The sequence below is a fragment of the Lysobacter yananisis genome (assembly GCF_031199375.1).
GTDB classification, from domain to species: Bacteria; Pseudomonadota; Gammaproteobacteria; order Xanthomonadales; family Xanthomonadaceae; genus Lysobacter; species Lysobacter yananisis.
In genome coordinates, this window is record NZ_CP133568.1 from 3,209,397 (window position 1) to 3,227,527 (window position 18,131).

The following is an 18,131-nucleotide window of genomic DNA, read 5'->3' on the forward strand; positions in this document are numbered from 1 at the left end:
GTCGCGCGTTCCCGTGGGATGGCAACGATGCTACGACGGAACCTGTGACGCAGCGAAGTCGAGCCCGACCGCGGCGTACAGCCGGCGCCGGGTCATCGGGCCGAAGCGCAGACGGTCGCACAGCGCTTGCAGGGTGTCGGCGTCGGCGCCGCCGCGGCGGTAGCGGCCGCCGTCGTCGGCCAGCGGCGCGTCCAGCGCGATCGTGGTCAGCTGCCGGCACAGCAGCGCCTGATCGCGGTGCGCGCGCAGCTTGGCCGCGGCGCTGGCGGCGCCGCGCAGGCGCAGGAACGGGACTTCCTCGACCCGCGCCAGCAGCGCGTCGAGGCTGCCGAAGTGGCCGAGCAGCGCGGCCGCGGTCTTGGCGCCGATGCCTGGCACGCCGGGGATGTTGTCGACCGCGTCGCCGCACAGCGCCAGATAGTCGGCGATCTGGGTCGCCTGCACGCCGTGGCGCTCGGGCACGCCGGCGGCGGTCCAGCGCACGCCGCGGGCGAAGTCCCATTGCTCGTCGGCGGCGTCGAGCAACTGCGAGAGATCCTTGTCGGCGGACACGATCACCCCGCGGTAGCCGTAGCCGCGCATGCGCAGCAGCGCGCTGCCGATCAGGTCGTCGGCCTCGTACTGCGCGTCGGCCAGCACGCTCAGGCCCAGCGCCGAGCACAGCGCCTTGCAGTGGCCGAACTGGCGCTTGAGCGCGTCCGGCGCCGGCTCGCGGTTGGCCTTGTAGGCCGGATAGAGCGCGTTGCGGAAGCACGAATCCAGCGCCTCGTCGAACGCGACGGCGATGTGCTGCGGCCGTTCGCGCTCGATCAGCTCCAGCAGGAAGCGGGCGAAGCCGTGCACGGCGTTGCTCGGCCAGCCTTCGGCGTCCTGGAAGTCGTCGGGGATCGAATGCCAGGCGCGGAACACGTACAGGCTGGCGTCGACGAGGTAGACCGGCGTTTGCGCGGCCGGGGCGGGCGGGGAAGTCATGCCCGCATTCCAGCACGCGCGGCGCCGCGCGGATACCGCCGGCGGTAGCGCGCGGCGGACGCGGCGGGCGCGCTCACGGCGACCAGGCCTGGGTCAGCGCGAGCGGGTCCGGACGTTCGCGCTCGGGCGCTTCGAGCTTGGCGGTGCCGATGTGGATGAAGCCGACGATGCGCTCGTGCGCCTGCACGCCGAGCCAGCGCTCGACTTGTTCGTCGTAGGCCGGCCAGCCGGTCAGCCACACCGCGCCGTAACCGAGGGCCTGCGCGGCCTGCAGCAGGGCGAAGCAGACGCAGCCGGCGGTGAGGGTGCGTTCGAGCTCGGGGATCTTCTCGTCCGGGCCGAGCTGGGCGATGACGGCGACGATCAGCGGCGCGTACGAGAAACGGCCGCGGTCTTTCTCCACCGCGGCCGGGCCGGCATCGGGAAAACGCTCGATGCCGCGCGCGGCGACGCGCTCGCCGAGCACATGGCGGGCGTCGCCTTGCAGGGTCAGGAAGCGGAACGGCACGCGCTTGCCGTGGTCGGGCACGCGCACTGCCGCCGCCAACATACGCTGGAGGTCGGATTCGTCCGGTCCGGGCTCGGACAACTGCTTGGCGGGCACCGAACGGCGGCGGTCGAGGGCGGCGAGGAGGGCGGGGTCGGAGGTAGGCATTTAAGGAATCTGAATGTCGGTCACAAAAATGAACGGCGACACATGAATGGTCGCATCTAGGCACTATCCTGACGTTCGCGGTCGCAAAAAGACGTAGCCGCAATCATCAGGGGGAACGCGAGTGTCCGGTCACTTGCACGGCGTCGTTCACAACACGCGGGCAGATCCTGCACGCGTGCTCGAAGAACTCAAACGACAGACGCTCGAGCAACTCGGGGGGCTGCCCGGTTCCCTGTACGGACCGATCGAGGATGCCCTCAAGGCCGATTCGCTCAAGGGCGACGGCCGCAACCACCAGTTCGAAGACCAGGCCGCATTGTGGATCCTGCGCCAGCAACAGGCCAGCCATGTCATGGCGTTCCGCCAGCAGATCGGCCAGGGCTTCGAGGCGTTCCGCGCGCCCGGCGCGGCGGTCGGCGGGGTCGGCGGTTCGCCGCTGCAACTGGTCGGCGAGCAGCAACTGGCGTTCGATCTCGACGGCGAGCGCCTGGTCGAACTGCTGGAGCAGCGCTACCAGCGTCCGCTGGAAATGGTGCGCGCGCGCCTGCAGATGCTGGCCCAGGCGATGGGCGCGCCGGAAGGCGTCAACCCGGTCGGCCCGTATCGCCTGATCAAGGCCTTCACCTCGGTCTACACCGAAGCCCAGGTCACCGAAAGCCTGCGCATGCGGCTGTTCCGCCAATACGAACAGGAGCTGGCGCGCCTGCTCGGCGACATGTACGCGCGCCTCAACCAGGTGCTCGCCACCGCCGGCTACGGCATGGCCACCGGCGCGCCGCCGGCCGGCCCGGCGCGCGCGGCGGCCGAAGAGCGCCGCGACCGCAACACGCTCGACGGCGTGTTCGACACCGTTCCGCATCGCGAGGCCGCAGCGTCCGTGCCGCACGACTATCAACAAGGATCGTATCCGCCCGCACCGGGCCAGGGCTCCGGCTACGCGGCGCAGGGCGGGGCGGTGTCGCAGGTGGAAGTGGCGGCGATGGCGGCCGAACTGGCCGAACTGCGCACCCAACTGCATGCCTGGCGCGAGGGGCTGATCAAGGGCGGCGGCCTGCCGCCCGGACAGCAGCCGCAGCGCACCATGGCCCAGCGCCGCGAGCTGCGCGTGGACGAAGTGGTCGGCATGGCCTCGCTGCTGCAACCCGAGCCGCCGGACGCGTTCGCGCGCGCGCTGGCGGTGTCCGGGCGTTTGGGCGAGACCATCCGCGACCAGCTCTTCGACGGCGCGCGCCGGCTCGGCTTCAATCCCGACCAGACCTGCTTCAGTCCCGAGGAAGACGACGCGATCGACCTGGTCGCGCTGCTGTTCGACTCGCTGTTCCGCAACCACGCCCTGCAGGACCGCGCCCGCCGCGTCTACGCGCGGCTGGTGATGCCCTACGTCAAGGTCGCGCTGACCGACAACGCGGTGTTCGTCAAGCGCGAACATCCCGCGCGGCGCCTGCTCGACGCGATCACCGAGGCCTGCGAAGGCAACGACGGCGAGACGCCGCAGGACCGCGACCTGCTCGAACGCGCGTCCGACATCTCCCAGCGCATCGTTTCCGACTACAACGAAGACTTGGCGGTGTTCGAGCTGGCCCACGCCGAGCTCGACGCGATGCTGGCCCAGCACCGCCGCCGGATCGAATTGCAGGAACAGCGCGCGGCCAAGGCCACCTACGGCCGCGAGCGCCTCGGCGCCGCGCGCAGCCAGGCCGACCAGGCGGTGCGCGAGCGCATCGCCGACGGCAAGCTGACCTCGGCGGTGGCCGATTTCATTTCCACGCCGTGGCGCCACCACCTGGTGCAGGTGCTGCTGCGCGAGAACGAAGACCCCAAGCGCCGCGCCCAGGCGATGGCGCTGGGCGACGCGTTGGTGATGGCCGACAAGCTCGCCGCCGAGAACCGCGGCCGCGAGCTCGCCGATCAGTTGCTGGCGTTGCAGCCGATCATCATCCAGTGCCTGTCGTCCTCGGGCCTGGACGAAAGCGCCGCCCAGCACGCCATGGCCGGGCTGGTGCGGGCGCTGGCGACGCCGGACAAGGAGCGCGCCGATCATCCGCAGCCCAGCGCTGCCGAAGTCGAGGAGGACGTGGCCGAGGAACGCCGCCGCTACCTCGCCGACGACGCCGCCCAGGGCGGCCACGACCCGCTGCTGGCCGAACGCATGCGCCAGCTCGAACCCGGCGACTGGCTGCGCCTGACCAGCCTGCAGGGCGAGACCGTCGCGGTGAAGGTGGCCTGGCTCAGCCCGCTGACCTCGCGCCTGCTGCTGGTCAACCGCCGCGGCGTGCGCGCCCTGGTCGCCTCGGCCGAGGAGCTGGCGATGCTGGCCGCCTCCGGCCGGCTGGTGGTCGGCGCCGAGCGCACCGCGTTCGATGAGGCGATGCGGCAGGTGCGGCGGCATCTGGATCGCGTTATTTGAAGCGAGAAGCGAGCGCAGAGGAGTGAGAAGTGAGAAAGAGCGGCGCTAACCGCCTTTGCTCACTTCTCACTCCTCCACGCTCACTTCTCGCTCCTGCCCCCGGCATCCGCTACGATCAGCCAAACCGGGCACGGAGCAGAGCATGTCGGGCATCACGATTGGCGTGGCCAGCGAGACCGCGGCCGGCGAACAGCGCGTGGCGCTGACGCCGGAGACCTGCAAGAAACTGATCGCCCGCGGTGCGCGCGTGCGCATCCAGCGCGGGGCCGGACGCGGCGCGAGCTTCACCGACGAGGCCTACGTCCAGGCCGGCGCCGAACTGGCCGACGACGCCGCCGGCGCCACCGCCCAGGCCGACGTGGTGCTGTGCGTGCAGGCGCCCGACGGCGAGCGGCTGAACCTGCTGCGCGAAGGCGCGGCCCTGGTCGGCCTGCTGCAGCCGCAGGCCGAGGCCGCGCGCGCCGAGGCCATCGTCGCGCGCCAGCTGTTGGCGTTCCCGCTGGAGCGCCTGCCGCGCACCACCCGCGCCCAGGCCATGGACGTGCTCAGCTCGCAGGCCGGCATGGCCGGCTACAAGGCGGTGCTGATCGCCGCCCAACTGGCGCCGCGCTTCTTCCCGATGCTGACCACCGCCGCCGGCACCATCCGGCCCTCGCGCGTGCTGATCGTCGGCGCCGGCGTGGCCGGCCTGCAGGCGGTGGCGACGGCCAAGCGCCTGGGCGCGCAGGTCGAAGGCTTCGACGTGCGGCCGGAGACGCGCGAGCAGATCGAATCGCTCGGCGGCAAGTTCCTCGACCTCGGCGTCAGCGCCGCGGGCGAGGGAGGCTACGCCCGCCAGCTCACCGACGAAGAGCGCGCCGAACAACAGCGCCGGCTCGGCGAGCACCTCAAGAACGTCGACGTGATCGTCTGCACCGCCGCGGTGCCGGGCCGTCCGGCGCCGAAGATCGTGACCGCGGCGATGATCGCCGGGATGAAGCCCGGCAGCGTGCTGGTCGACCTCGCCGCCGAGACCGGCGGCAACTGCGAACTGACCCGCCCGGGCGAGACCGTCGACGCCAACGGCGTGACCATCGCCGGCCCGCTGAACCTCGCCAGCGCCGGCGCGGTCCATGCCAGCGAGATGTTCGCGCGCAACGTGCTCAACTTCGTCAGCCTGTTCGTCGACGGCGGCGAGCTCAAGTACGACTGGGACGACGAGTTGCTGGCCAAGACGGTGTGGCCGGAGCGCAAGGCGCAGGCGCAGAGCGCGGCCGCGTAGCCGCGTTCTTTGAAAGGGCCGCTTTTGCGGACCCTTTCGGTGAGAGGGCTATTTTGTGGGAGGGCCTTCAGGCCCGATGCTCTGGTTTCGGATCGCGGTGACCTGAGAGAAAAGCGTCGGGCCTGAAGGCCCTCCCACAACGGCGGGCATCGGGCCTCAAAGTCCTGCCATGGCATGGCGGTACGGATCGCATCGCCGGTGAAACAGAACCGGCGAACGCGGAGATCCGAACGCTGCTCAGGTTCCTGCCCCGCAGCATTGGATCTCCGCGTTCGCGCGGAGGCTGAGTCCTGCAGCGAACAGTCGGCCGCGCCCTGTAGGAGCGACGCAAGTCGCGACCGCGCAACCTCAATCACGTCGTCACTGCGATCGATTGCGCAGGCCTGCGGCTCGTTGCGTCGTTGTTGCGGTTTCGCGGTCGCGACTCGCGTCGCTCCTACAGGGAGCCGGCGCGGCTTTCGCGGCGACTCGTCGTCAATTGCGCGGCGGCGGCGGAGGCGGCGGGAAATGGTGGTCGCCGCGCTGTTTCGGCGGCGGCGGGTTGGACTCGGCCCAGGCGCGGCGTTGGTCGGGCGTCATCGTCCGCCACTTCTCCATCAGCGCGCGCTTGCCGTTCTCGTCGAGGCCGCGCATCTTGCCGTACAGCGCGCGCATCTGCCCGCGCTCCTCCGGATTCAGGCCTTCCCAGCGCTTCATCCCGTTGCGCGCCTCGCGGCGTTCGTCCGGGGTCATCTGCTGCCAGCGGCGCGCGCGGTCGAGCATGCGCTGGCGCTCTTCGGGCTGGGTGTTCCAGCGGTCGCGCATCGGCGCGATCAACTGTTCGCGCTGGGCCTGGCTGAGTTGGTCCCAGCTGGGCAGGGCGGCGCCGGCCGGAGCGGTTTGCGCGGCGGCGAGCGCGGGCGCGGCCAGCGCGGCCACGGCGAGGGCCAGGGCCAGCAGCGGTTCGGCGCGGCGGAAGAAGGGGCGGCGCATGGCGGGTTACTCCAGGTGGGTCTGCGGCAGCGCGTCGGTGTTGGACGCCAGCCACAGGTACAGATCGGGATTCTCGTCGAGCGCGGCCACGGCGGTGTCCGGGTCGTAGCTCGCCTCGGCCGCGACCGCGGACGGCGCGGCCATTACCGGCTGCTGCGCGACCTGCGCCGGCGCGGCCGCCGGCAGCGGCGCGCCGCCGCCGGCGAACTGCAGGCCCAGCGCCAGCGCGACCGCGGCCACGCCGGAACTGGCCAGGGTCCAGCCGAGGAGGCCGCCGCGGCCCCGTCGGGGCTGGGCGGCGGCCTCGCTGCGGATCGTGCGCAGCCGCTGGCGGACCTGCGGGCTCAGCCGTTCGAGCGACTGCGCGTGCAGATCGCGCAGGGTCGCGTCGAAACGCGCGTCCGCTTCGTCCGCCGGGCTTGCGCGGTGCGGCGCCGGGGTGCGGCCGTCGGCGCTGCGCGGGTCGGTGTTCATCGCCATTCCTCCAATTGCCGCTGCAGCGCTTCGCGCGCCCGCGACAGATGCGTCTTCACCGCGCCTTCGCTGCAGCCCATCGCCCGCGCGGTCGTGGCGACGTCGAGTTCTTCCAGTATCCGCAGCGAGAACGCCTCGCGTTGCCGCCGCGGCAGTGTTTGCAGCGCCTGTGCCAGTCGGCCGTAGGCCTCGCGCCCGTCGTGGGTGCGTTGCGGGTCGGGGCCGTCGTCGGCCCAGTCGGCCGGCGCGTCGTCCTCGCCGCGTGCGGCCGGCAGCAGCCAGCGCAGGCGGAACGCGCGCCGCCGCTGCACATCGACGATGCGGCTGCGCAGGATGCTCCAGAACAGCGGCGTCCATTCCTGCGGCGGGCGGTCGCGGTAACCGAGCATCTTCATCATCGCGTCCTGCACCGCGTCGAGCGCGTCCTCGCGGTGGCGCAGGCCCAGTTCGGCGAAGCGGAACGCGCGCGTGCCCAGGCCGGCGAGGAATTCCTCCAGGCTGGCCGGCAGCCGCGCCGGGGCCGGGTCGCGCTCCGGCGGCGGCAGCGCGGTCGCGGCGTCGAAGTCGTCCTCGTGCTCGCCGGCCGTCGCCGCGGGTGCGGGCGCGTTCGGCCCGGGTGGCGTGGGCCCAGCCGAATCCGGCCCGGCCGCGGCCGCCGCGCCGGCACCGGCCGGGCGCGCGGGCTGGCGGGCGTCGTAGCGATGCTCCAGCGGATCGTTCGGCGGCAGCGGCTCGGACTCGACGCTCACGGCGTCCAGCATACGGGTGGCGGGCGGTTGCAGCACGCGCGCGCCCTCAGCCGCGCGCGGCCGGCCGGCGGTGGCGGCGATGGGCATGGGCGGGCTTGGGCATGCGGACGGTTCCTGCACCGGAATGTGCGGCGCTTACACAATCCGCAAACGTCCGCCCCCGGGATCGGTTGACAACGGTGGCGCTGCATTCACGGACGGTTATGATGGCGCGGACAACGCATGGGGACAGATCCGGATGAACGACGGTTTTGTGGCGCTGTATATCTTCATGCTGGCGGCCATCGCCGGCCACGTGATCATCTCGCGGGTGCCGGTGATCCTGCACACCCCGCTGATGTCCGGCTCCAACTTCATCCACGGCATCGTGCTGATCGGCGCGATCATCGTCCTGGGCCACGCCGACAACCTGACGGAGAAGGTCATCGGCTTCGTCGCGGTGCTGCTCGGCGCCGGCAACGCCGCCGGCGGCTACGTGGTGACCGAGCGCATGCTGGAGATGTTCAAGTCCAGCAAGAAGCCCGCCGGCAAGGCGGGCGGCTGAATGCGCCGCACCTGCGGTACCTCGCGGCGGCCGTGGCCGCCGTCTTCGGCGCGGCCCTGCTCGCCGTTCCTTTCCTCCTCGCTTTTCTCGGCTGGGCGCTGCCCGTGGGGCAGCTGTCGTTCTATGGAGCGCGCGCGCTGATGGACGTTCTTTCGACTTTGGTGAAGGCCAGCTATCTGGTCGCGGCGACCCTGTTCCTGCTCGGCCTGCAGCGCATGGCCTCGCCGGTGACCGCGCGCAGCGGCATCCGCTGGGCCGGCGCGGGCATGATCATCGCCACCGTGGCGACGTTCTTCCTGCCGGGCCTGCACAACCTCGGCCTGATCGCGACGGCGGTGCTGCTGGGCACGGCGGCGGCGTGGGTCTCGGGCAAGAAGGTGGCGATCACCGACATGCCGCAGATGGTCGCGCTGTACAACGGCATGGGCGGCGGCTCGGCCGCGGCGATCGGCGCGGTGGAACTGCTGCGGCTGTCGTGGAAGCTGCCGGCCGACCCGCTGCAGGCGCAGCTCGAGCACGGCGTGGTCGCGATGCACACGCCGAGCATCGCGCTGGTGCTGGCGATGGTCGGCGCGGCGATCGGCGCGGTGTCGCTGTCGGGTTCGGTGATCGCCTGGGCCAAGCTCGACGGCCGCCTGGACAAGCGCGTGGTGTTCCCCGGCCAGCAGGCGTTCAACGCCCTGGTCGCGCTGGCGATGGTGGTGCTGGGCGTGGCCGCGGTGATGACCTTGAACAGCGGCATCATCATCGCCTTCATCCTGGTGGCGCTGGCGCTGGGCGTACTGATGACCCTGCCGATCGGCGGCGCCGACATGCCGGTGGTGATCTCGCTGTACAACGCCTTCACCGGCCTGGCGGTGGCGTTCGAAGGCTATGTGCTCGGCAACGAGGCGCTGATCATCGCCGGCACCATGGTCGGCGCGGCCGGCATGCTGCTGACCCGCCTGATGGCCAAGGCGATGAACCGGCCGATCAGCGGCGTGCTGTTCTCCAACTTCGGCGGCGGCGGCCAGGCGCAGGAGATCGCCGGCACCCAGAAGCCGATCGAAGCCGGCGACGTCGCCGCAATGATGGCCTTCGCCGAGCGCGTGGTGATCGTGCCCGGCTACGGCCTGGCGGTGGCGCAGGCGCAGCACAAGATCTGGGAGCTGACCCAGAAGCTGACCGAGCGCGGGGTCAAGGTGAAGTTCGCGATCCACCCGGTCGCCGGGCGCATGCCCGGCCATATGAACGTGCTGCTGGCCGAGGCCGGCGTGCCGTACGACATGATCGCCGACATGGACGACATCAACCCCGAGTTCGCCACCACCGACGTGTCGCTGGTGATCGGCGCCAACGACGTGGTCAACCCGGTCGCCAAGACCGACCCGGCCTCGCCGATCTACGGCATGCCGATCCTCGACGTGATCAACTCGCGCAACACCATCGTGATCAAGCGCGGCAAGGGCACGGGTTTCGCCGGCATCGAGAACGCGCTGTTCTACGCCGACAACACGCGCATGCTGTACGGCGACGGCGCGGAGATGGCGAGCGCGCTGGTGTCGGAGCTCAAGGCGCTCGACGGCGGGCATTGAGCCGTCTTTCGCGAGCGGAAGCGGGCGCGATCACGCACGCGCCCGCATCGCGGCGGACAGCGCCGCGGCTCAATGGCCGCCGCGAATCCGCAAGGTCAAGCCTTTGAGGAAATTGCGCAGCATCTGATCGCCGCAGAGGCGGAAGTTCTTGTGGTCGCTCTGGCGGAACAGCGCGCTCAACTCCGGTTTCGAAACCGGGAAGCCGGCATCGGCGAAGGCCTGATGCATGTCGAGGTCCTTGAGCTCGAAGGCGACGCGCAATTTCTTCAGCACCAGATTGTTGCTGACGCGCTTTTCCAGCGGGCGCGGCGGCAGGCTTTCGTCGCGGCCGCGATAGTGGAACACCAGGCCGTCGAGGAAGCGCGCGAGCACGGCGTCGTCGCACGGCGCGTAGCCTTCGTCCTCGTCTTTCTTGAGGAAGGCCTGCACGTCGGCTTTCTCGATCGCGAACGCCGGGTCGGCCAGATGGACGAGATCGACCACCTTCTGGTCGCTCAGGTCGAGCATGTAACGGATGCTGCGCAGTACGTCGTTGGCGATCATGGTCTGTCCTGCCGGCCGCTTGGCGGAGCGCGGCGATAGTGCCGTGCCGGCGCCGCATGCGGCGGCCGGGACGGTAGGGGGGCGAGGACGGATTCTCGCATTTCGGGCGGGGCGAGGCTTGGGCGGATCGGGTTTTCCGGCCCCGCGACGAGACGCGCAGCGGTCGAAACCGGCCCAGGCGCGGATTTTGTGGGAGGGGCTTCAGCCCCGACGCTTTCCGATCAGCGGCAACGAGCGCTGACGGGCTTGAAGCATCGCCCTCGCCGGCATGGCCCCGTTCGCTGAACGCATCGCCGCGCTTGCACCGGCTCGCATGGCAGGCCGCGCAGCCGTCGCACTCGACGCTGTTCAGCCGATCGCTGCGCTCGCCCGCGGCGAATCCGGTGTAACCCCGGCCGCCGCAGTGCTTGAAGCGCGCGCTGTCCCTGCCGTCACGTCGATACGCCTGCGCGAGCCTTGCTCGACGATGCCGGGCTCGACGATGCCGGCGTTGTCGCGGGTTTCGAACAGGTCGTAGACGAGCGCCGCGGCGTCGGGATAGGCGCCGCCGCGCAGGCCCCGCAACACGGCCGGATTGGCGTAGACGCGGCAGGCGGGTCTTGCCGGAATCAGCGCGCATGCCGGCCGCCCTTCGCGTTCAGGGCGCGGTTGACCGCCCAGGCGATCGGCCAAGCCACGAACACGACATGGACCAGGATGCTCAGCCCGATCCATACCGGATCCGGCGGCAGCCCCTTCATGCCGGCGCGCGAGAGCGGCACGACGATGAAGTTCATCGCCACGAACAGCCACAGGCCGTACAAGGTCGCTGCCCGCCACGGGCTGCGCCGCATCCACGCCAGCCGGCTCGCGCCGATGGCATAGGCCGCGGCCATCAGCACCGCGATGAAGCAGTGCAACAACAGCCCCAACGCGGCGGTGCCGGCGCCGCCGGCGAGCGCGGCCTCGCGCCCGATCAGGCCGGAAGCGACGCTGTGCAGCACGCGTTCGGCCGGCACGCCCTTGGTCAGGCCCCAGTAACCGATCGCATAACCGATATCGAGGATGGCGGCGATAAGCCCGCCGATCAGGGTCCACAGCGGCAAGGAGCGGGCGGAGCGGAGGGCGGCGGTCATGGCGGGCTCGGTGGCGGGTGGGCCGCGCCGGCGGGGCCGCTGCGGCGGAAGGGATTGCCGGCGCTACGCGGCGTCGGCGCGCGAAGATACGGCGCTCACGCCGCGCGGCCGCGGGCGAGGCGCGCGCCTTCCGCGCGCCGCGCCTGGGTCGCGGTGACGCCGAACGAGTTCTTGAACGCGCGGCAGAACGCGCTCTGGCTTTCGAAGCCGAGCGCCTCGGTGATCTCGCACACCGGCATGCGGGTGTCGCGGACCATGCGCCAGGCGCGGTCCGAGCGCAGCCGCGCGGCGTATTCGGTCGGGGTCTCGTCGAACACGTCGCGGTAGATCCGGATCAGGTGGCAGGGCGAGTAGCTGGCGCTGCGCGCGAGCCGGCCCAGGTCCAGGCGCACGTCGGGATGGCGGCGGATCAGGTGTTGCACGCGCAGCAGCCGCAGCAGGGTCTGCTGGCGCCGGCGCAGGGTGCGGCCGCTGCAGCGCGCCAGCCGTTCCAGCAATTCGCGCTGTTCTTCGCGCAGCAACTCGGCGAGGGTGCGCAGCAAGGTCGGGCCGCTGGCGGCCAGTTCGGTCGGCCGCGCGCCCAGTCGCGCCAACCGCACCAGCAGCCGGCGCGCGTCGCGCGCGGCGACGCCTTCCCAGGGGAACAGTTCGCTGCCCAGCGCCTGCGGCGCCCCGGCCAGGTGCGGTTTCCAGGCCGCTTCCGGGCCGCACAGGCACAGCCACCAGCACGGGCCGCGCGCGCCGCTGCGCACGCGGCCGTCGCGCCAGACCTGCAGATGGCCGGGGGCGAGGTCCCAGGCGCTGTCGGCCGCTTCCAGCCGCAGCGGACCCTGCAGCGGCAGCCACAGCGACAGCCAGCCCGGCGGCAGGTCCAGCTGCACGGCGCGGCCGGACGCGCAGACCAGGTGCAAGCCGGCGGGCGTGGGCGACCACGGCCTGTTCAGGTCCAGTGGCGTGCCCGGGTTCGCGCCCGCTCCCAGGTCCAGATGCTCGGCGAAACGGATGCGGTGATGGTGCACGCTCATTGCGGCCCTCGGCGTCGTCGCGGTGCGGCGTGAATGCCGCGGTTGGTTCCTAAGCTAGCCACCTCGGTCGTCCATCAGGAGGGCCAATTTCCAGGGCGACGAAGGAGCCAATCCGACGAGACCGGTGCCTGCGCCGACGCGCCCGGCAACGGATTCGGGGCCTGGGACGGCCGCGGTTGCGCGGCCAGCGCGGGCTCGATGTGCCGCGACCGGCAGGCCGCGCCGACGGCTCGCCAGCCGGCGGTGGGCTTGGCACACTCGCGGCGAGCGCGGCCCGAGGGGGCCAATCGGGAGTGCGCGGATGTACCTGCCGTTGGATGGCCGCGGTCCGTTGCACGGCCAATTGGTCCGCTCGCTCAAGGACGCGGTGCTGGCCGGCCGGCTGCCGGCCGGGATGCGCTTCCCGCCGAGCCGGCTGCTGGCCCAGGAGCTGGGGCTGTCGCGCAACACCGTGCTGGCCGCCTACGAGCAACTGCGCGCGGAGGGCTTCATGCAGGCGCGGGTCGGTTCGGGCAGTTTCGTGGTCCTGCCCGGCGCGCCGGCGCAGCCGCGCAGCGAGCCGCCGGCGCGGATCCCGGCGCAGAGCGACTACGCGCGCCGCCTGCGCCGCTACCACGACCACGCCAACATCCCCGGCCGGCGCCTGCCCGGCACCGTGCACAGCTTCCAGTACGGAGTGCCGTTCACCAATCCGCTGCTGACCTCGGCCTGGGCGCGCGCGCTGTCGCACGCGGCCGCCTATACGCCGCCGAACTACCCGGCCGCGCAGGGCCTGCCGGCGTTGCGCGCGGCGGTGTGCGAGTACCTGTCGCTGCGCCGCGGCGTGCGCGCCGCGCCCGAGGACGTGGTGATCGTCGCCGGCACCCAGCAGGCGATCAGCCTCGCCGCGCGGGTGCTGCTCGACGAAGGCGACGAGGTCGCGCTCGAGGACCCGCAGTACTTCGCCGTGCGCGAAGCGCTGCAGATCCACGGCGCGCGGCTGCTGCCGATCCCGGTCGACCGCGAAGGCCTGCGCACCGACCTGCTGCCCGAGCGGCCGCCGCGGCTGATCTGCGTGACGCCCTCGCACCAGTTCCCGACCGGCGCGCTGATGTCGCTGCCGCGCCGGCGCGCGCTGCTGGACTACGCGCGCCGCCACGAGTGCTGGATCTTCGAGGACGACTACGACGGCGAGTTCCGCTTCGACGCGCAGCCGCACGCGGCGCTGTACGGCCTCGACGACGCGCGCCGCACCCTGTACGTGGGCACGTTCTCGAAAGTGCTGTTCCCCTCGCTGCGGCTGGGCTACCTGGTGGTGCCGCCGGGGCTGCGCGAGGACTTCGTCTCGGCCAAGTGGGCCGACGATTTCGGCTCGCCGGGGATCGAGCAGGCGGCGCTGGCCCACTTCCTCGCCGACGGCGGCTTCGAGCGCCACCTGCGCCGCACCGCCAAGACCCTGCGCCAGCGCCGCGAGGCCCTGCTGGCGGCGCTGCGCCGGCTCGCCGGCGACGCGCTGGAGATCCAGGATTCGCGCGCCGGCATGCACCTGCTGGTGTGGCTGCGCGGCTGCACCCCGGCGCAGGGCGACGCGTTCGTCGCCCATGCCCAGGCGCGCGGGCTGGGGCTGTACTCGGTCGCGCCGTGCTACATGCAGGCGCCCGTGCGCGCGGGTCTGCTGTTCGGCTACGGCGCGCTGTCGGTGGCCGAGATCGAAGAAGCGGCGCGGCTGTTCGCGGCCTGCCTGGACGAGATGGAGTTCGCCGCCGCGCCGGCGGCGTGAGCCGGATGCGCGGGCGGCAGCCGAAGCCTCCTGTAGGAGCGGCGCGAGCTGCGACCGCGGCAATGCGGCTACGACGAAGCTTTCGGCGCGAGCGGCAGCCCCGCGGTCGCGGCTTGCGCCGCTCCTACAGGTAGGTCGCGTGGCGGCCGAGCCCCTGTAGGAGCTGCGCGAGCTGCGACCGCGACAATGCGGCTACGGCGAGGCTTTCGGTGCGAGCGGTTACCCCGCGGTCGCGGCTTGCGCCGCTCCTACAGATAGATCGCGTGGCGGCCGGGGCGGCTGTGGGAGCTGCGACCGCGACAATTCAGCTGCGGCGGGCCTTCCGACGCGGGCGGCCGATCAGCGCGACGCCACCGCCGCGACCACCAGGCCGATCGCGATCCAGATCAGTTCCGGTCCGGCGTTGGCGAGGTGGAACAGGGTCCAGAACAGGTTCGGGCCGAGCTTGGTCGCCGAACTGGCCAGGTCCAGGCCGAACGGGCCGCTGAGCTGGCCGGCGACGATGCCCCAGTTGGCGACCAGCACGATCAGCGCGGTCGCGATCAGGCCCAGGGCGGCGCGGGTCCAGCCGCGGCGCCAGCCGCCCAGGCGCAGCATCCAGGCGATGTCCAGCGCTCCCAGCACCGCCAGCCAGGCCAGTTGCCGGTCCAGGCTCACCGCCGCCAGGGTCCAGAACGCGGCGAAGCCGAACGTGCCCAGGGCCAGCAGCAGCCAGGAGTACAGGCGGACGCGGCCCGCGACGGGCGGAGCGGGGCGGTCGGGCGGGGCGGCGACGGTCATCGGCGGAACACTGTGGACGGGGGCAAGCCCTACAGCATAGCCGGCCGGGCCCGGTACAATCGCCGGTCTTGTGCTGCGGCACGGCACCCCCATTTCTCCCGCATGTATTCCCGCAGCAGCGAACCCGTCCGTTTCGAGCGCGATTGCGCCGTGGTCATGGTGCCGCAAGGCGAGCAGGTGACCCTGCCGGCCGGCAGTGTCGGCTACATCACCCAGGCCCTGGGCGGCAGTTACACCGTCTTCGTCGAAGGCAACCTGTTCCGCATCCACGGCCGCGACGCCGACGCCATCGGCAAGGAGCCGCCGGAGCCGCTGGAGCTGCCCGAGGGCGCCGACGACGAAGCCGTCGAGCGGCTGGTGTGGCAGCAGCTGCGCACCTGCTTCGATCCGGAGATCCCGATCAACGTGGTCGAGCTGGGCCTGGTCTACGAGGCCGCGGTCAAGCACCGCGACGACGGCCAGCGCACGGTCGAGGTGCGCATGACCCTGACCGCGCCGGGCTGCGGCATGGGCGACATCCTGGTCGACGACGTGCGCAGCAAGCTGGAGATGATCCCGACCGTGGCCGAGGCCGACGTCGAGCTGGTGTTCGACCCGCCGTGGAACCGCAACATGATGTCCGAGGCGGCGCGGCTCGAAACCGGAATGTTGTAAGCGACGGCATCCGCCATCGCGGTCGCCGCACCGCCGCGGCCGCACCGCCGCGACCGCGGCGCATCGAACCCCGGCCCCGGCCGGGGTTTTTCGTTTGCGCGCGACCTGCGCGGAAGCGTCGCCGCGCGATGCGCGACGCCGAACGCGGAGCGGGCGCAGCGGATCGGCCGGTGTCGTCGAGGCCGCCCGGACGCGCCGCCGCGCACACGCGATCCCGCACCGCGCGCGACATGAAACCCCATCCGGCACGAACGTTCGCCACGCGCGCAACGGCGCGGCGCGCGTGCGCGCAGTACGCCGACGCATCGAATCACCTGCACGCTCGTGCTATCTGGCTGTCACGCGCGCGGTGTCGCGGCGCGATCACGAAAGTGCCAGTCGGGTTCACGCTTTGCCCACGAATTAACCGTTTCCATCGCATGGACTTCGCGTAGGCGCCTGCATAGGTTGTTGACCGCGGCCACAACGAACGCAGCGGCCGCGAACACCGCACGGCTCGCGCACTGCACGCAACGCCACGCGCGAGACGCCACGGTATCCGCCGCACAACGCGGCATCGCTCGGGTTGGAATTCGTATCGCGAACGACAGTCGGTGCCGTACAGGCATCGGCGGCGGACGGCTGCGCGCGGCGACAGTGCGCGCGGCCGGCGCCGGTGTCGGGGCTGCGCGCAGGCCGGGGGGCCATGCGTTGCGCGCAGCGCCCCGCCGCGCACCGCGGTCGTCGCGAACGGTTCCGCAATCTCACTCAGGAGACGCGCATGAATCGTCGTATCTTGTCGGTAGCCATCGGTGCTTCCCTCGTCTGCACCGCGCTGCCGGGCCTGGCCGCGGAGTTGTTGACCGTGGACCGGCCGATCGAAGGACGCTACATCGTCGTGCTGAAGGAACAGGCCGCGCGCTTGTCGGCCGAAAACGCACGCGGCGTCGCCGACGTGCCCGCGGTCGCGCGCGGCATCGCCGGCCAGCATCGCGCCACGGTGGTGCGCAGCTACCAGCACGCATTGCGCGGCTTCGTGGTCGAGGCCGACGACGCGGCCCTGAGCGGATTGCTCAAGGACCCGCGCGTGGCCTTCGTCGAAGAAGACGGCTACATGTCGGTCGAGGCGACCCAGAACAACGCCACCTGGGGCCTGGACCGCGCCGACCAGCGCAACCTGCCGCTGAGCACGACCTACACCTACGACACCGACGCCACCGGCGTGCACGCCTACGTCGTCGACACCGGCCTGCGCGCCGATCACACCGAATTCACCGGCCGCATCGGCAACGGTTATTCCTCGGTGCCCAACGACAGCAGCACCACCGACTGCCACGGCCACGGCACCCACGTCGCCGGTACCGTCGCCGGCACCACCTGGGGCATCGCCAAGAAGGCCACCGTGCACCCGGTGCGCGTGTTCGGCTGCGGTTCCAGCGCGCCCAATTCGCAGATCATCGCCGGCATCGATTGGGTGACGGCGAACCACGTCAAGCCCGCGGTCGCCAACATGAGCCTGGGCGGCCCGGCCTCGGCCGCGACCGACACCGCGGTCACCAACCTCATCAACGCCGGCGTGGTCGCGGTGGTCGCGGCCGGCAACGGCAACATCGACGCCTGCACCGAGTCGCCGTCGCGGGTGCCGCGCGCGATCACCGTCGGTGCCAGCGACCGCAACGACGCGCGTTCGATCTGGCAGTTCGGCCAGGCCTCGAGCTGGGGCGCCTGCCTGGATCTGTTCGCGCCGGGCACCGACATCGTTTCGGCCGGCATCGGCAGCGCGACCGCGTCGGCGCCCAACAGCGGCACCTCGATGGCCTCGCCGCACGTGGCCGGCGCCGCCGCGCTGTACCTGGCGACCCATCCGGCGGCCACGCCGGACGAAGTGCACGCCGCCATCGTCGACAACAGCACCCCGGGCAAGATCACCGACCTGCGCGGCTCGCCGAACCGGCTGCTGTACACGCTGTTCTCCGGCGGCCCCGGCCCGGGCAACCAGGCGCCGACGGCGAACTTCAGCTCCAGCGCCAGCGGCTTGACGGTCAATTTCACCGACAGCTCCAGCGACAGCGACGGCACCATCGCCTCGCGCAGCTGGAACTTCGGCGACGGCACCAGCTCGACCGCGACCAACCCGAGCAAGACTTACGCCGCGGCCGGCACCTACACCGTCACCCTGACCGTCACCGACGACGACGGCGCGAGCAACACCAAGACCGCGACCGTCACGGTCGGCAGCGGCGGCGCGCAGACCTACACCAACGGCACCGACGTCGCGATTCCCGACAACAACGCCACCGGCGCCAGCAGCGCGATCGCGGTGTCCGGCCGCACCGGCAACGCGCCGAGCAACGCGCAGATCTCGGTCAACATCGTGCATCCGTACAAGGGCGACCTGATCGTCGACCTGATCGCGCCGGACGGCTCGGTCTACAACCTGCACAACCGCAGCGGCGGCAGCGCCGACAACGTCACCGGCACCTTCACCCGCAACCTGTCGACCGAAGCGCTCAACGGCAACTGGCGCCTGCGCGCGCGCGACCTGGGGCCGCTGGACGTCGGCCGGATCGATACCTGGAGCATCACCTTCTGAGCGGCCGCATCGCGACCCGAGCGCCGCGCAGCTAGCGGCGCAACAGAGCGCTACACCGCCGCCGCCCGGCTTGCC

18 protein-coding genes are annotated in these 18,131 nt (G+C 71.6%); 7 read left to right on the forward strand and 11 right to left on the reverse strand.

Annotation, left to right across the window (positions count from 1 at the left end):
* Positions 1–30 precede the first annotated feature (30 nt).
* Both RDV84_RS13600 and RDV84_RS13605 read right to left on the reverse strand, forming a co-directional pair.
* On the reverse strand, positions 31–972 hold the full coding sequence (locus tag RDV84_RS13600; protein WP_309150663.1) for a 5'-3' exonuclease: 942 nt from the start codon (positions 970–972) through the stop codon (positions 31–33).
* Between the two features lie 73 nt (positions 973–1,045).
* Positions 1,046–1,627, reverse strand: coding sequence for a nitroreductase family protein (locus RDV84_RS13605; protein ID WP_057948610.1), 582 nt, complete (start codon positions 1,625–1,627; stop codon positions 1,046–1,048).
* Positions 1,628–1,748: 121 nt separating this feature from the next.
* On the opposite strand from RDV84_RS13605, the gene RDV84_RS13610 reads away from it, so the two are divergent.
* Positions 1,749–4,034 carry a DUF1631 family protein gene (locus RDV84_RS13610; RefSeq protein ID WP_309150664.1) on the forward strand — a complete coding sequence of 762 codons (2,286 nt, stop codon included), beginning with the start codon at positions 1,749–1,751 and terminating at the stop codon, positions 4,032–4,034.
* 142 nt (positions 4,035–4,176) lie between these two features.
* Complete coding sequence (locus RDV84_RS13615; protein ID WP_309150666.1) at positions 4,177–5,295, forward strand: NAD(P) transhydrogenase subunit alpha; 1,119 nt, start codon at positions 4,177–4,179, stop codon at positions 5,293–5,295.
* A gap of 48 nt (positions 5,296–5,343) precedes the next feature.
* Here RDV84_RS13615 and RDV84_RS26475 read toward each other — a convergent pair whose 3' ends face one another.
* The 4 genes from RDV84_RS26475 to RDV84_RS13630 all read right to left on the reverse strand — a co-directional run bounded on the left by RDV84_RS26475 (position 5,344) and on the right by RDV84_RS13630 (position 7,286).
* Positions 5,344–5,445 carry a DUF6053 domain-containing protein gene (locus tag RDV84_RS26475; RefSeq protein WP_425606263.1) on the reverse strand — a complete coding sequence of 34 codons (102 nt, stop codon included), beginning with the start codon at positions 5,443–5,445 and terminating at the stop codon, positions 5,344–5,346.
* A 324-nt stretch (positions 5,446–5,769) separates the two neighbouring features.
* A complete protein-coding gene (locus RDV84_RS13620) occupies positions 5,770–6,267 on the reverse strand; it encodes a DUF3106 domain-containing protein (RefSeq protein ID WP_309150667.1) in 498 nt (165 codons plus the stop codon).
* A 6-nt stretch (positions 6,268–6,273) separates the two neighbouring features.
* Positions 6,274–6,741 carry a hypothetical protein gene (locus tag RDV84_RS13625; RefSeq protein ID WP_309150668.1) on the reverse strand — a complete coding sequence of 156 codons (468 nt, stop codon included), beginning with the start codon at positions 6,739–6,741 and terminating at the stop codon, positions 6,274–6,276.
* A complete protein-coding gene (locus tag RDV84_RS13630; RefSeq protein ID WP_309153731.1) occupies positions 6,738–7,286 on the reverse strand; it encodes an RNA polymerase sigma factor in 549 nt (182 codons plus the stop codon). Before RDV84_RS13630 ends, RDV84_RS13625 begins: the two co-directional genes overlap by 4 nt.
* A 442-nt stretch (positions 7,287–7,728) precedes the next feature.
* On the opposite strand from RDV84_RS13630, the gene RDV84_RS13635 reads away from it, so the two are divergent.
* Positions 7,729–8,034, forward strand: coding sequence for an NAD(P) transhydrogenase subunit alpha part 2 (locus RDV84_RS13635; protein ID WP_057948605.1), 306 nt, complete (start codon positions 7,729–7,731; stop codon positions 8,032–8,034).
* Between the two features lie 140 nt (positions 8,035–8,174).
* Positions 8,175–9,608 (forward strand): NAD(P)(+) transhydrogenase (Re/Si-specific) subunit beta, encoded by a 1,434-nt coding sequence (locus tag RDV84_RS13640; RefSeq protein WP_057950231.1) that lies wholly within the window; start codon positions 8,175–8,177, stop codon positions 9,606–9,608.
* Positions 9,609–9,677: 69 nt separating this feature from the next.
* Here the strand turns inward: RDV84_RS13640 and RDV84_RS13645 are convergent, their stop codons facing one another.
* From RDV84_RS13645 to RDV84_RS13660, 4 genes are all read right to left on the reverse strand, one after another.
* Positions 9,678–10,151, reverse strand: a complete 474-nt coding sequence (locus RDV84_RS13645; protein WP_309150669.1) for a YehS family protein — start codon at positions 10,149–10,151, stop codon at positions 9,678–9,680.
* Between the two features lie 348 nt (positions 10,152–10,499).
* Entirely contained in the window at positions 10,500–10,823 is a 324-nt protein-coding gene (locus tag RDV84_RS13650; RefSeq protein ID WP_309150670.1) for a hypothetical protein, read from the reverse strand.
* Positions 10,760–11,266, reverse strand: a complete 507-nt coding sequence (locus tag RDV84_RS13655; protein ID WP_309150671.1) for a hypothetical protein — start codon at positions 11,264–11,266, stop codon at positions 10,760–10,762. Before RDV84_RS13655 ends, RDV84_RS13650 begins: the two co-directional genes overlap by 64 nt.
* Positions 11,267–11,361: 95 nt before the next feature.
* Positions 11,362–12,291, reverse strand: coding sequence for a helix-turn-helix domain-containing protein (locus RDV84_RS13660; protein ID WP_309150672.1), 930 nt, complete (start codon positions 12,289–12,291; stop codon positions 11,362–11,364).
* 301 nt (positions 12,292–12,592) lie between these two features.
* On the opposite strand from RDV84_RS13660, the gene pdxR reads away from it, so the two are divergent.
* The gene (gene pdxR, locus RDV84_RS13665) at positions 12,593–14,050 is read left to right on the forward strand and encodes a MocR-like pyridoxine biosynthesis transcription factor PdxR (protein ID WP_078997799.1); all 1,458 of its coding nucleotides are present in this window, start codon (positions 12,593–12,595) and stop codon (positions 14,048–14,050) included.
* 339 nt (positions 14,051–14,389) lie between these two features.
* On the opposite strand, the gene RDV84_RS13670 is transcribed toward pdxR, so the two are convergent.
* Positions 14,390–14,830, reverse strand: coding sequence for a hypothetical protein (locus RDV84_RS13670; protein ID WP_309150673.1), 441 nt, complete (start codon positions 14,828–14,830; stop codon positions 14,390–14,392).
* A gap of 102 nt (positions 14,831–14,932) precedes the next feature.
* Here RDV84_RS13670 and sufT point away from each other — a divergent pair, with 102 nt between their 5' ends.
* Together sufT and RDV84_RS13680 are read left to right on the forward strand one after the other, a co-directional pair.
* A complete protein-coding gene (gene sufT / locus RDV84_RS13675) occupies positions 14,933–15,484 on the forward strand; it encodes a putative Fe-S cluster assembly protein SufT (protein ID WP_057948599.1) in 552 nt (183 codons plus the stop codon).
* 760 nt (positions 15,485–16,244) lie between these two features.
* Positions 16,245–18,056, forward strand: a complete 1,812-nt coding sequence (locus RDV84_RS13680; protein WP_309150674.1) for a S8 family peptidase — start codon at positions 16,245–16,247, stop codon at positions 18,054–18,056.
* Positions 18,057–18,131: the final 75 nt, after the last annotated feature.